The organism is Lysobacter antibioticus HS124 (assembly GCF_000336385.2).
In the GTDB taxonomy this organism is placed as follows: Bacteria; Pseudomonadota; Gammaproteobacteria; order Xanthomonadales; family Xanthomonadaceae; genus Lysobacter; species Lysobacter firmicutimachus.
On sequence record NZ_HG424539.1, the window covers coordinates 1 to 13,738 of the forward strand.

General features: G+C 70.8%; 12 protein-coding genes and 1 pseudogene. 10 read left to right on the forward strand and 3 right to left on the reverse strand.

Translation table 11 applies throughout. The features are described 5' to 3' along the window. The 3 genes and pseudogenes from TX83_RS16895 to def all read right to left on the reverse strand — a co-directional run. A pseudogene (locus TX83_RS16895) lies at positions 1 to 252 on the reverse strand (hypothetical protein); the annotation flags it as partial. 1 nt (position 253) lies between these two features. Beyond that, a complete protein-coding gene (gene fmt, locus TX83_RS16900; RefSeq protein WP_064749148.1) occupies positions 254 to 1,177 on the reverse strand; it encodes a methionyl-tRNA formyltransferase in 924 nt (307 codons plus the stop codon). Positions 1,178 to 1,370: 193 nt separating this feature from the next. Next, entirely contained in the window at positions 1,371 to 1,883 is a 513-nt protein-coding gene (gene def, locus TX83_RS16905) for a peptide deformylase (protein ID WP_064749149.1), read from the reverse strand. A 157-nt stretch (positions 1,884 to 2,040) separates the two neighbouring features. On the opposite strand from def, the gene TX83_RS16910 reads away from it, so the two are divergent. The 10 genes from TX83_RS16910 (at position 2,041) to TX83_RS16955 (ending at position 13,445) form a co-directional block, all read left to right on the forward strand. Next, positions 2,041 to 3,192, forward strand: coding sequence for a LysM peptidoglycan-binding domain-containing protein (locus TX83_RS16910; RefSeq protein WP_064749159.1), 1,152 nt, complete (start codon positions 2,041 to 2,043; stop codon positions 3,190 to 3,192). 94 nt (positions 3,193 to 3,286) lie between these two features. Then, positions 3,287 to 4,453 (forward strand): DNA-processing protein DprA, encoded by a 1,167-nt coding sequence (dprA, locus tag TX83_RS16915; protein ID WP_064749150.1) that lies wholly within the window; start codon positions 3,287 to 3,289, stop codon positions 4,451 to 4,453. 91 nt (positions 4,454 to 4,544) lie between these two features. Continuing rightward, entirely contained in the window at positions 4,545 to 5,033 is a 489-nt protein-coding gene (locus tag TX83_RS16920) for a DUF494 family protein (RefSeq protein WP_064749151.1), read from the forward strand. A gap of 237 nt (positions 5,034 to 5,270) precedes the next feature. Then, on the forward strand, positions 5,271 to 6,065 hold the full coding sequence (locus TX83_RS16925) for a pilin (protein ID WP_064749152.1): 795 nt from the start codon (positions 5,271 to 5,273) through the stop codon (positions 6,063 to 6,065). 43 nt (positions 6,066 to 6,108) lie between these two features. After that, on the forward strand, positions 6,109 to 7,071 hold the full coding sequence (locus tag TX83_RS16930; protein ID WP_064749153.1) for an RDD family protein: 963 nt from the start codon (positions 6,109 to 6,111) through the stop codon (positions 7,069 to 7,071). A gap of 240 nt (positions 7,072 to 7,311) precedes the next feature. Continuing rightward, positions 7,312 to 9,807 (forward strand): DNA topoisomerase I, encoded by a 2,496-nt coding sequence (locus TX83_RS16935; RefSeq protein ID WP_064749154.1) that lies wholly within the window; start codon positions 7,312 to 7,314, stop codon positions 9,805 to 9,807. Between the two features lie 549 nt (positions 9,808 to 10,356). Next, positions 10,357 to 11,361, forward strand: coding sequence for a lytic polysaccharide monooxygenase (locus tag TX83_RS16940; protein WP_079248278.1), 1,005 nt, complete (start codon positions 10,357 to 10,359; stop codon positions 11,359 to 11,361). Between the two features lie 79 nt (positions 11,362 to 11,440). After that, on the forward strand, positions 11,441 to 12,007 hold the full coding sequence (locus tag TX83_RS16945; protein WP_064749156.1) for a Sua5/YciO/YrdC/YwlC family protein: 567 nt from the start codon (positions 11,441 to 11,443) through the stop codon (positions 12,005 to 12,007). A gap of 80 nt (positions 12,008 to 12,087) precedes the next feature. Beyond that, entirely contained in the window at positions 12,088 to 12,783 is a 696-nt protein-coding gene (locus TX83_RS16950; RefSeq protein WP_064749157.1) for a DUF4124 domain-containing protein, read from the forward strand. Next, on the forward strand, positions 12,783 to 13,445 hold the full coding sequence (locus tag TX83_RS16955; RefSeq protein ID WP_064749158.1) for a DUF4124 domain-containing protein: 663 nt from the start codon (positions 12,783 to 12,785) through the stop codon (positions 13,443 to 13,445). The genes TX83_RS16950 and TX83_RS16955 overlap by 1 nt, the downstream gene beginning before the upstream one ends. Positions 13,446 to 13,738: the final 293 nt, after the last annotated feature.

Sequence of the window (13,738 nt, forward strand, 5' to 3'; positions counted from 1 at the left end):
GCCGCGCGGCGCAGCCGTGCGGCCGGCGCCGCCCGGTCGTGCCGGCCGGGTGCGCTCGCTGTCGCGCGCCGGGCCGCCGGATTCGACGCCGGCGCGGCGCGCCTTGGCGCCCGCATACGGGTCGGGCGACGGCAACGGCGTCAGCGCCGGCTTGGCGGCCGGCTTCGGCGCCGCGGCCGGTTCGTCGGCGAGCGAAGGACGACGGCCGGGCGGGCGGCGCGGCGGCTTTTCCGGGTCGTGATCGCGGCTCATCTCAGCTCACCGCCAGCAGGTCGCGGCGACCGTTGAGATAGTCGGCGGCGGTGATCGCCTTACCGCCGTCGCGCTGCAACACACGGATGCGCAGAACCCCCTCGCCGCAGGCGATGTCGATGCCATCGCGCCCGGCGCGCAGCACCGTGCCGGGCGCCGCGTCGTGGGCCTGCGCCAGCGCCGTCGCGCCGTGCACGCGCACGCGCTCGCCGGCGATCAGCGCATCGGCCATCGGCCAGGGATTGAACGCGCGCACCTTGTTCGCCAGCGCGGTCGCCGGCTGATTCCAGTCCAGCCGCGCCTCGGCCTTGTCGAGCTTGTGCGCATAGGTCACGCCCTGCTCCGGCTGCACCCAGGGCCGCGGGAACAGTTCCGCGCGCGCCAGGCCAAGGCCGTCGCCGAGCACTTCCGCGCCGAGCTCGGCCAGGCGGTCGTGCAACTGTCCGCCGGTTTCGTTGTCGCCGATCGCGAGCTTGGCCGACAGCAACACCGGGCCGGTGTCCAAGCCTTTTTCCATCTGCATCAGGCACACCCCGGTCTCGCGGTCGCCGGCTTCGATCGCGCGCTGGATCGGCGCCGCGCCGCGCCAGCGCGGCAGCAGGGACGCATGCACGTTCCAGCAGCCGTAAGTCGGAATGTCGAGCACCGATTGCGGCAGGATCAGGCCGTAGGCGACCACGATCATCAAGTCGGGCTTGAGCGCAGCCAACGCCTCGCGCGACACCTTGGACTTGAAGTTTTCCGGCTGCAGCACCGGGAACCCGCGCAGCAGCGCCTCGCGCTTGACCGGCGAAATCGCCAGCTCGCGCCCGCGCCCGGCCGGCCGGTCCGGCTGCGTGTACACGCCGACGATCTCGCCCTTCTGCGCCGCAGCGCGCAGGCAGGGAACGGCGAATTCGGGGGTACCGGCGAAGATTAGGCGCATTTTGGGCTGGGATTGGGGGTTGGAGATTCGGGATGGGGACGGCGTAGAGCGGAACGACTGCGGCGACGCGGGAGCGTCGGTGCGTGCGGATCAGAAAAACCTGGCGCAGAAAAACGAAGAAGGGACCCGGAGCCTTCGGCCGCACGCACTCGCGCGCACCGAGTCCCGAATCCCCACTCCCGAATCCCGGCTGTTACGCCGACAACCGCTTCTGCTTGGCCAGCTTCTTGCGCACCATCTCGCGCTTGAGCGGGGACAGGTAGTCGACGAACAGCTTGCCGTCGAGGTGATCCATTTCGTGCTGGATGCAGACCGCGAGCAGGCCGTCGGTGCTCAGCTCGAACGGCTGGCCGTCGCGGCCGATCGCCTGCACGGTGATCTCGTTGGCGCGGGTCACGTCGGCGAAGATGCCGGGCACGGACAGGCAGCCTTCCTGGTAGACCTGCTCGCCGGACTTGGCGACGATCTGCGGGTTGACGAACACCAACGGCCGGCTCTTATCCTCGGACACGTCGATCACCATGAAGCGCTGATGCACGTCGACCTGGCTCGCCGCCAGACCGATGCCCGGGCACTCGTACATGGTCTCGAACATGTTATCGAGCAACTGCTGGAACTCGGGCTCGGTGACGCGCGCGGGCTCGACCGGGACGGCCTTGGTGCGCAGGCGCGGGTCGGGGAATTCGAGGATAGGAAGGAGGGCCATGGCGTCGAAAAATGGGGGCGTGGGTCACATACGCAAGCTTTGGTTGCATTGTACCCCCGTTATAGGCTGCAAAGGCCTGCTAACGTTCGCAGCTTCTGGGCTATAGTCCGGGTGCCCGCCAGGGGCACCCTGAAGGGGAATCAGGTAGATGGCCGCCATGTTTAAACCGATCCGTGCGGTTTTCGCCGCCGCGTTGCTGACTGTTGCCACGTACGCCATTGCGGCGGAATTGCGTGGCGACCACCCCGACACCTACGTGGTCAAGCGGGGCGACACCCTGTGGGACATCTCGGCGCGCTTCCTGAAGCGCCCGTGGCTGTGGCCGGAAATCTGGCAGGCCAACCCGCAGATCAAGAACCCGCACCTGATCTACCCGGGCGACGTGATTTCCCTGGCGTATCTGGACCGGGTCGCCGCCCAGGTCAAGCCGGGCCCGCGCCAGGAGGCCCCGATCAGCGGCATCCCGCTGTCGGAGATCGAGCCGTTCCTGAAGAACCTGCGCGTGGTCGACCAGTTCGAGCAGCTGCCCTACGTGGTCGGCCTCGAGGAAGACCGCCTGCGCGTCAGCGAAGGCCAGGTCGCCTACATCAAGAACCTGCCCGAGCAGAGCCCCGGCACCCGCTACGCCGTGGTCCGCCCGACCCAGCGCTACACCCGCCTGGACCGCGTGGCCTGCTGCGACATCATGCGCGCCGCCGACCTCGACTTCCGCGGCAAGCGCACGGTCGACTTCGAATCCATCTGGACCGACGTGGTGGTGCCGGACAAGGGCCGCGAACTGCTTGGCTATGAGCTGGTCCAGGTCGCCACCGGCACCCTCAGCCGCGGCGCCGTGGGCGGCATGCAGGCCAGCACCCTGGTGGTCGACAGCACCCACCGCGAGATCCGCGTCGGCGACCGCCTGATCCCGGTCGAAGCGCAGCCGTACGACCTGCAGTTCTTCCCGCACCCGCCCAAGGCCCAGTTCGACTACGGCCGGGCCCAGGTCCTGGCGGTGGCCGACCTGGTCAAGCACGGCGGCCCGCGCGACGTGATCGCGCTGTCGGTCGGCGCCCGCGACGGCATCGACAACGGCACCGTGTTCTCGACCTGGCGCGTCGGCAGCAGCGCCCCGGACCGGGTCAAGATTGGCCCGGACCGCGCCGAGGACCTGTTCGGCAAGCACTCGCGCGTGCGCCTGCCGGACGAGTTCGCCGGCCACGCGATGGTGTTCCGCACCTTCGACAAGGTCAGCTACGCCCTGATCATGGACGGCGTGCGCCCGACCAAGGTCGGCTACGAGCTCAAGCACCCCGACTCGCCGTACTGAGGACGGATGCCCCGCGCACGGCGCGGGGTTTTCCGACAGCACCACGCGACGGCGCCTGCGGGCGCCGTCGTCGTTTGCGGGCTAGGCTGCCGCCATGCCCATCGCTTCCCCCGACGACCTGCAGGCGCTGCTGCGCCTGATCGATGCCGCCGGTGCCGCCGCGCCCCGGCGTGCCCTGCTGGAAACCCATCCCGGGCCCGCCGCCGCGCTCGCCGCCGGCCCACCGGCCTGGCACGCGGCCGGGCTGTCGCCGGCGCAGATCGAGCGCCTGCGTGCGCCGCCGTCCGCCGCGCTGGACCGCGCCTTCGACTGGCTGCAGGCGCCCACCCACCATCTGCTCGGCTGGCACGACCCGGACTACCCGGCTCTGCTGCGGCGCGCGCCCCATCCGCCCCTGGCCCTGTTCGTCGCCGGCGAGCCCGGCCTGCTCTGGCACCCGGCCGTGGCCGTGGTCGGCAGCCGCTCGCCGACGCCGGGCGGGCGCGACAACGCCGCCGACTTCGCCCGCGCCCTGGCCCGTTCCGGACTGGCGGTCAGCAGCGGCCTGGCCGCCGGCATCGACACCGCCGCCCACTGCGCCGCGCTGGACGCCGGCGGCCTGACCGTGGCGGTGCTCGGCACCGGCCCGGACCTGGCCTACCCACGCAGCAACGCCGACCTCCACGCGCGCATCGCCGCCGCCGGCGCGGTGGTCAGCGAACACTTGCCCGGCACCCAGGCGCGGCCGGAGCACTTCCCCAGCCGCAACCGGATCCTCGCCGGGCTCAGCCTGGCGACCCTGGTGATCGAGGCCGCCGAGCGGTCCGGCGCCCTGATCACCGCACGCCTGGCGGCCGAATCCGGGCGCGAGGTGTTCGCGGTGCCGGGCTCGATCCACAACCCGCTGGCGCGCGGCTGCCACCGCCTGATCCGCGAGGGCGCAGGGCTGGTCGAAAGCGCGGCCGAAGTCGCCGCCGCCCTGGCCCCGCTGGCGGCCGAGCTGGCCGCCGACTTGCGCCGGCGCCTGGCCGCCCCCATACCTGGCAGCCATGCCGGCGTCACAGACGCCGGGCAGGATCCCGGCGGGGCCGCCGCGGACTCGGAATTCGCCGACCCCGACTACCAGCGCTTGTGGCAGGCCCTCGGCCACGACCCTACCGGTATGGATCTGCTGGTCCAGCGCACCGGATTGACGGCCGCGGAACTGTCCTCCATGCTGCTGGTCATGGAGCTTGAAGGTCGCGTGTCGGCCCAGCATGGCCGTTACTTCCGCAACCGCTGAATCCGTATCGGTGAACTTGCCGGCGGGTCATACGGTCAATCAGCAACTCCTGTGAGACCCACCGCGCCGCATGCGGCGCAGGCCGAGGGAAATGAAAGAGAGCATCCTGGACGTCCTGCTGTACCTGTTCGAGCATTATTTCACCGACGATGCGGACCTGGTCCGCGACCGCGATTCGCTCCGCAGCGGCCCCCTGTTCGACGAACTGGGCCAGGCCGGTTTCAGCCCCGCCGAGATCAACAAAGCCATCGAATGGCTGGATGCGCTGGCCCAGCAGCGGCCGAGCGTCAGCCAGCCGCGCGCGGGCGGCCCGACCCGGGTCTACTTCGGCCCCGAACTCGACAAGCTCGATGTCGAGTGCCGCGGCTTCCTGCTGTTCCTAGAGCAGCACGGCATCCTCGATGCCGCCCAGCGCGAGCTGGTGCTCGACCGCGCCATGGCCCTGGACCAGGACGAACTCGACCTGGACGACCTCAAGTGGGTGGTGCTGATGGTGCTGTTCAACCAGCCCGGTTCCGAGGCGGCCTACGCCTGGATGGAAACCCAGATGTTCGAGGACGAGCCCGAGCCGGTGCACTGAGCGCCGGCCCTCGCGGGCCCCTGCGTCCGGCGCGTCCCGCCTGAGCGACGCGCCGTCGTGCTAGTTTCTTGCGTCCGTCGCGCGCCGGGGAGGCGCCGGCACCACCGTCCGCGTTTCGGCCCAGCCCCGCTCTGCGGCGCCGGGCTGGCCGCGCCGGGGCTACGTCATCAAGGACCGTCGTCCGCGCGCATCCGCACCGAAAGCGGCCGGCAACGGCGACCACAGCAGGGGGAAGGCATGAGCAACTGGTACTACCACGACCCGGCCCAGGGCCGCGTCGGTCCGATCGACATCGAGGCCGTGCGCGGGCATTACCGCGCCGGCCGGATCCGCCGCGACACGCTGCTGTGGCGCGAAGGCCTGCGCGAATGGCAGCCGCTGGAACGGCTGTCCGGCGAACTGGGCCTGGACGAGGACCTGCTCTCGGCGGACCCGCCGCCGCTGCCGCCGGCCGCGCCGCCGGAGCTGCCGGCCGAGCTGCAACCGATGGCCGGCGACGCCACGGCCGGTCACGCTTACCGTGCCCAGGCTCACCAGGGCCCGAGTCCCGGTCCGGGCCCGTCCGCGGCGCGCCCGGCCGCGCCGCCGCCGCGCCGCGGCCTGTCCGGCTGCGTGATCGTGCTGATCGTGCTCGCCGCCCTGGCGGTGCCGGTGATCGGCATCCTCGCCGCGATCGCCATCCCGGCCTATCAGGACTACACCCTGCGGGCCAAGATCAGCGAAGCTCTGGCCGCTTCCAGCGCACTCAAGATCCAAGTCGCCGAGTACGTCGCCACCCACGACGCCTGCCCCGACAACGACAGCGAAGGCTTCAAGCCGGCCGAGGCCTACGCCGGACCGCGCGTGGCCAAGATCGAATTCGGCGAATTCGAGGACAGCGACCGTTGCGGCATCCAGCTCGAACTGCGCGGCATCGGCAACGACCAGGTCGACGGCAAGAAGCTCTGGCAGGAATACGACCGCAGCGCCGGCAGTTGGACCTGCAGTTCGGACATCGCCGATCGCCTGCTGCCGGCCCAGTGCCGCGGCTGATCCCCCACCCCGCTTCATCGCAACGCACCCAGAGATCCGCGCAATGACCCAGTGGTACTACAGCGACGCCGACCGCAACCGACATGGGCCGCTGGAAGCGGACACCATGATCGATCTGCACCGGCGCGGCGAACTGGGCGCGGAAACCCTGGTCTGGCGCGACGGCCTGACCCAGTGGCGGCCGTGGCGCGAGCTGGCCGGCGAACTGATCGCCTCGCCAGGCTTCGCCGCGGCGGCCGCGCCGGCGCCGGCGACCGCCGATCCGGTCGCGGCGGCAGTGTCCGCGCGCCTGGACGCGGCCGAGCACGCCGCCCAGGCCTCGCCCCAGGCCGCGCCCGCCGCGGCCGACCGCGACTCGCCCTACGCCGCGCCGCGCGCCGGCGTCGACGAGATCGCCGAGGTCGTGCACGGCCACGAAGTGGTCCATGTCGGCTTCTGGAAGCGCATGGCCGCCTACCTGATCGACTCGATGCTGATCGGCATCGCCTACTACGCGGTCAGCATGTTCATGACCGTGTTCGTGCTGGCGATCGGCATGGCGTCGGCGTCGTGGATGTCCAAGCCCGAGGTGGCGATGGCGCTGATGATCGGCGGGGTCTACCTGCTCATGGGCGCGCTCAGCCTGGCCTACTACGTCGGCTTCGAGTCTTCCTCGATGCAGGCCACCCTGGGCAAGCGCGCGGTGGGGATCAAGACCGTCGATCTCGACGGGCGCCGCCTGACCCGCGGCCGGGCCTTCGGCCGCTGGCTGGCCAGTTGGCTGTCCTACGCGACCTTGGGCGTGGGGTATCTGATGATCGCCTTCACCGACCGCAAGCGCGGCCTGCACGACCTGGTCGCCAAGACCCAGGTGGTCGACCGCTGGGCCTACACCGCCCAGCCCGACTTGCAGCGGCGCGACCTGGGGCCGGTGGCGATCGTGGTCCTGGTGCTGGGCGGGCTGATGTGGCTGCTCACCATCGGCCTCGTCGCCGCGCTGGCGCTGCTGCCGACGCTGACGCGCTGAGGAGGGACTGATACCTGAACGGGGCCTGCGCCGTCACACCGCCTTGAGCCGTTTCAGTGCCAAGGTATTGGCGGTTCCGGCAGGTCAGGCTTGACAGCCCCAGCCGCCGCATGATTCCACTAGAAAAAGGAAACCTGAACGCCCGCGGCCGGCAGCTGCGGGCGTCGCCTTCTTAACCCCTTGTCTGTCAAGGCAATCGCTGTCGTGCAGCGGCCGCCCCCGCGGTCCTGCGGAGTACCCATGGCCAAGAACCTCCTCATCGTCGAGTCGCCCGCCAAGGCCAAGACGATCAACAAGTACCTCGGCAAGGACTTCACCGTCCTGGCCTCCTACGGCCATGTCCGCGACCTGGTGCCCAAGGAGGGTGCGGTCGATCCGAACAATCACTTCGCGATGGACTACGCGGTCATCGAGAAGAACGAGAAGCACGTCGACGCGATCGCGAAGGCGGCCAAGAGCGCCGACAACCTCTATCTGGCGACCGACCCGGACCGCGAAGGCGAAGCGATCAGCTGGCACATCGCCGAGATCCTGCGCGAGCGCGGCCTGCTCGAAAACAAGCCGCTGCGCCGGGTGGTGTTCACCGAAATCACCCCGCGCGCGATCAAGGAAGCGATGAACCAGCCGCGCGACATCGCCGCGCCGCTGGTCGACGCCCAGCAGGCGCGCCGCGCGCTCGACTACCTGGTCGGCTTCAACCTCTCGCCGGTGCTGTGGCGCAAGGTCCAGCGCGGCCTGTCCGCCGGCCGCGTGCAGTCGCCGGCGCTGCGCATGATCGTCGAGCGCGAGGAAGAGATCGAAGCCTTCGTCGCCCGCGAGTACTGGACCGTCGAGGCCGAGTGCGCGCACCCGTCGCAGGCCTTCACCGCCAAGCTGACCAAGCTGGACGGCAAGAAGTTCGAGCAGTTCACCATCACCAACGGCGACGACGCCGAGGCCGCGCGCGCGCGCCTGGTCAAGGCCGCCGGCGGCGCGCTGCACGTCACCGACGTGGTCAGCAAGGAGCGCAAGCGCCGCCCGGCGCCGCCGTTCACCACCTCGACCCTGCAGCAGGAAGCCGCGCGCAAGCTCGGCTTCACCACCCGCAAGACCATGCAGGTGGCGCAGAAGCTGTACGAGGGCGTGGCGATCGGCGACGAGGGCACGGTCGGCCTGATCACCTACATGCGTACCGACTCGGTCAACCTGTCGCAGGACGCGCTGGGCGAGATCCGCGACGTGATCGCGCGCGACTACGGCACCCGCGCGCTGCCGGACAAGCCCAACGCCTACACCACCAAGTCCAAGAACGCCCAGGAAGCGCACGAAGCGGTGCGCCCGACCTCGGCGCTGCGCACTCCGGCGCAGGTCGCGCGCTTCCTCAGCGACGACGAGCGCAAGCTCTACGAGCTGGTGTGGAAGCGCGCGGTCGCCTCGCAGATGGTGCCGGCCACGCTCAACACCGTCTCGGTCGACCTGGCCGCGGGCAGCGAGCACAGCTTCCGCGCCTCCGGCACCACCGTGGTCGATCCGGGCTTCCTGGCCGTCTACGAGGAAGGCAAGGACGCCAAGGGCGCCGACGACGACGACGAAGGCCGCAAGCTGCCGGCGATGAAGACCGGCGACCGCGTGCCGGTGGACCGCATCCACGCCGACCAGCACTTCACCCAGCCGCCGCCGCGCTATACCGAAGCGGCGCTGGTCAAGGCGCTGGAGGAATACGGCATCGGCCGGCCCTCGACCTACGCCTCGATCATCCAGACCCTGTTGTTCCGCAAGTACGTCGACATGGAAGGCCGCAGCTTCCGCCCCAGCGACGTCGGCCGCGCGGTGTCCAAGTTCCTCAGCAGCCACTTCACCCGCTACGTCGACTACGACTTCACCGCCAAGATGGAGGACGAGCTCGATGCCGTCTCGCGCGGCGAGGAGGAGTGGGTGCCGCTGATGGAGAAGTTCTGGGGCCCGTTCAAGGAACTGGTCGAGGAGAAGACCGAATCGGTCGACCGCTCCGAAGCCACCGGCGCGCGCGAGCTCGGCACCGATCCCAAGAGCGGCAAGCCGGTCAGCGTGCGCCTGGGCCGGTTCGGGCCGTACGCGCAGATCGGCGACAAGGACACCGACGAGAAGCTCGAGTTCGCCTCGCTGCGCCCCGGCCAGTCGATGCACACCATCACCCTGGAAGAGGCGCTGGAGCTGTTCAAGCTGCCGCGCAAGCTGGGCCTGAGCAACGACGAGGAAGTCAGCGTCGGCATCGGCCGCTTCGGTCCGTTCGCCAAGCGCGGCAGCACCTACGCCTCGCTGAAGAAGGAAGACGACCCCTACACCATCGACCTGGCGCGGGCGGTGTTCCTGATCGAAGAGAAGGAAGAGATCGCGCGCAACCGGATCATCAAGCAGTTCGACGGCAGCGACATCCAGGTGCTGAACGGCCGCTTCGGCCCGTACATCAGCGACGGCAAGCTCAACGGCCGCATCCCCAAGGATCGCGAGCCGGCCTCGCTGACCCTGGAGGAAGTGACCAAGCTGCTGGAAGAGACCGGCAAGCCGATGCGCGGCCGCTTCGGCAAGAAGACCGCGGCGAAGAAGGAACCGGCCAAGAAGGCGGCGAAGAAGGTCGCCAAGACCGCAGCCGAGCCGGCGGCGAAGAAGGCGCCGGCGAAGAAAGCCGCGGCCAAGAAAGCGCCGGCCAAGAAGGCGGCGAAGAAGACCGCAAGCAAAGCCGCCAAGAAGACCGTAGCCAAGAAGACGGCCAAGTAAGCGGGCGGCGCGCAGCCGCTTCGGCTTCGCAACGAAAGAGCGGACTTCGGTCCGCTCTTTTCGCAAGGGCTCCCACGGTCGCCTGTGGCATGACACCCGGGCTCACCACGGCAGAACGCCGAAGTCTGCGGATGCCCGCCTGCGCGGGCCTGGCGACCGGGCCGTTGCGTCGCTCCCGCCCCACCGCCGCAACGGCCGTCGTCCCCGCGACGGCGACAGCCCCGGGCTGCGTCGCGGCACGGCACGGCACCGGAATCTTGGAACGCCAGCGACACCGCGTCGCACTCGCCCTCTGCGGCGTGACTGATTTCGCGGTTACGTACCGCCGCCGGCCACCGTGCGCCGGCGCATGCGCGCGCAGGCGACCGCCGACACAGATTCGGACTGCGCACGGCCCCTAGGATCGCCGCTTCGAGGCTGCGGCCCCGCGGCGACGCCGCGGCGGACCAAGACGGCCCGCGCCAGACGCGATCGCAATCGCGCACGAGTCATGCCACTGCGAAACCTGCCGGGGGGTGTCCTTCGCCTATCCCGTCGTCAGGAGCCGTCATGTCCGCTACGTCCTCGTCTCTTCGCCTGTCCCTACTCTCCACCGCGGCCGCGTTGTGCGCCGCCGGTCTGCCGTTGTCCGCGGCCTGGGCCCACGGCAGCTTCGTCAACCCGCAAAGCCGCATCTACAAGTGCTACCTCGGCAACAAGGAAAACCCCGCCGACCCGGCCTGCCGCGCCGCCTGGGAAGTCGCCGGTTCGCAGTTGTTCTACGACTGGAACGGCATCAACCAGGCCAACGCCAACAGCAACCACCAGGCGGTGGTGCCCGACGGCAAACTGTGCAGCGGCGGCAACCCGACCTTCCGCGGCCTCGACGTGGTCCGCAGCGACTGGCAGACCACCACCCTGCGTTCCGGCGCCAGCTACACCTTCAGTTTCTACGCCACCGCGCCGCACGCGACCAAGGACTGGACCTTCTACGTGACCCGGCAGGGCTGGAACCCGGCCTCGCCGTTGCGCTGGGCCGACCTGCAGCAGTTCTGCAAGAGCGCGCGCGTGCCGCTGTCCAGCGGCAACAACTACCACATCACCTGCACCCTGCCGGCGCGCAGCGGCCGCCATGTGATCTACAACATCTGGCAGCGCTCTGACTCGACCGAGGCCTTCTACACCTGCATGGACGTCAACTTCACCAACGCGCTGGCCGCGCAGGACGCGCGTTGGAAGGACGCCGGCAACCTCGCCGTGGCCAACGACTATCCGGTCGGCACCACGGTGACCCTGCGCGTGTTCAACGCCGACGGCAGCGATGCGGAGAAGATCGAGACCGTGCTGCGCGCCGGCGAAACCTCGGTCGCCGACTGGCCGCGCCGGCTCGGCGAAGAGGTCAACCGCCGCTCGCGCTACGCGCGCATCGGCGAACCGCTCGACGCAGGCCGTTTCCAGGCTCGTTCCGGCCTGGCCGGCAACCACGTCTGGCTGGACGGCAACCGTTCGCACGCCATTGACGTGCGCCTGCCGCTGTCGGCGCGTCCGGCCGGGCACGCCCACCACGGCCATTGACCGCGGCGCGGCGACGGCGGCTCGCGCCGTCGTCGCCGCGCGCATGCGACACTCGCGGCAGCCAGCATCCGGAGCCGCCATGACCGTCGCCGACCTCTCTGTTCCCGCCGCCGCCGCCGCGCTGCGCCGCGGCGGCGTGGTGATCTATCCGACCGAGGCGGTGTGGGGCATCGGCTGCGACCCGCACGACGAAGCCGCGGTGCGGCGTCTGCTGGCGATCAAGCAACGGTCGGCCGACAAGGGCGTGATCCTCATCGCCGCGGACTTGGCCCAACTCGCCGGCTGGGTCGATTGGGACGCCTTGCCGGCGACGCGGCGCGAGGCGGTACTGGCCAGCTGGCCGGGACCGAATACCTGGGCGGTGCCGGCGACCGCAGCGGTGCCGGCCTGGATCCGCGGCGCGCACGCCAGCGTCGCCGTGCGCGTGACCGCGCATGCGCAGGCGCGCGCCCTGTGCGAAGCCTGTGCGCAGCCCTTGGTATCCACCAGCGCCAACCTCAGCGGGCAGCCGCCGGCGTTCCGCCGCGGCGAACTCGATCCGGCGGTGATCGCGCTCAGCGACGGCGTCTGCGCCGGCGAAACCGGCGGGCTGGCCGCGCCGACCCCGATCCGGGTCGCGCTCACCGGCGAAGTGCTGCGCGCCTGAATCCGCAGAAGCGGCCAGCGCCGACGCGCCGGACTGCAGCGGCGCTTTCGTCCTGCGCGCGGCTGGCGCAAGATGCGCGCATGTTCTGCCGCCGCGCCCTGCTTCGCTCTCGCTCGCTCACCGCGCTCGCGCTGTGCTGCCTCGCGGCGTCGGCCGGCGCGGCCGAGGTGGTGATCTACCGCTGCACCGACGCGCAGGGCCGGTTGACCCTGCGCGACACGCCCTGCGCCGCCGGCCAGCGCCAGCAGACCCAGACCATGCTGCGCCCGGTCGACCCGCCGCCGCGCCCGACGCCGGCCACGGATGCGCCTGCCGCGCCGGCGCCCACGCCGGCCGCCGCCCCGCGGCCGCGGGTGGTGGTGGTGCAGCCGCCGCGCCCGATGTACGAATGCGTCACCCCCGACGGCGAGCGCTATACCAGCGACACCTCCGAGGGCAATCCGCGCTGGCTGCCGCTGTGGTCGCTGGGCTATCCGGCCTACCTGCCGCGCAACCCGCTCGGCGACCGGGTCGGCGCGCCGCCGCCGCGGCTGGGCGACCCCGACGCGCGCCTGCCGCGCGACGGCCGCGGCTACGGCGTGCTCTACGGCGGCAACACCCTGGTCCGCGACGAATGCCACGCGCTGCCGCAGCAGGAAGTCTGCGCGCGCCTGCGCGATCGCCGCTACCAGCTCGACCGGCGTTACAACAGCGCGTTGCAAAGCGAGCGCGCGCAGATCGTCGAACAACAGCGCGGCATCGACGCGCGCCTGAATACCGATTGCGGAGCGTACTGATGCGAGTGTGGTGGTCCCTGCCCGTCCTGTTGCTGGCCAGCGCCGGCGTTGCCGCGCAAGGCAAGGTCACGATCTACCGCTGCACCGATGCGCTCGGCCAGCTGACGGTGCAGAACGACACGCCCTGCCCCAAGGGCAGCCTGCAGGAGAAGCGGGTGATCGAGTCCGCGCCGAGTTCGTCGGCGCCGCCGACCTTCATCACCTCGCCGGTGGCGCCGATTCCGCAGGCCAACCCGTCGCCGCATCCGCCGGTGTCCTCGCAGCTGCCCTCGGTGACCAAGCCGCTGGCCAGGCCGGCCGCGCCCAAGCCGCCGGCACCGGCGATCGCCTACGCCGACCGGCTGCCGCCGCCGGTGCTGTTCGAATGCCGCACCTACGACAACGGCCGCTACCTCAGCGACGACGGCAATCCGCCGCAGCGCTGCGCGCCGCTGCAGACCACCGGCCTGGGCACCAATGCCAGCGGCGCCGGCGTGGCCTGCCAGATGGTGACCGACCAGTGCCAGCGCATTCCCGACCAGAGCCTGTGCGAGAACTGGAAACAACGCCTGCGCGAAGCCGAGTCGGCGCTGCGCTTCGGCCGCAGCGAAAGCCGCGACGCCTCGCAGGCCGAAGTCGCGCGCATCCAGCGCATCGTCACCGAAAGCACCTGCGGCCGCTGAGCCGTTCGCAGGCGGCGCCGCGACGCCGCCCGCGCCGTTCGTCGCCGCTAGCGTGACCGCTGTCCGACTGCGGCGAGCGCGCGCGTTGCTATAGCTGAAACCGCGGCGATCAGAGCGCGGTTCGGCCTCGTCGAAGGACACGACGCGCTGCGCCACGGTGGACTCAGCCCAGCGAAGGGACGGCATCCCGCACCGAACGGATCGGCGACTGCGCCGCGAGCCGGCGCACGCACGTTCCGCCCCCCCCGCATCCGCCGGACACCGGCGCGCGCACGCGCGGACGCCGGCGTGCG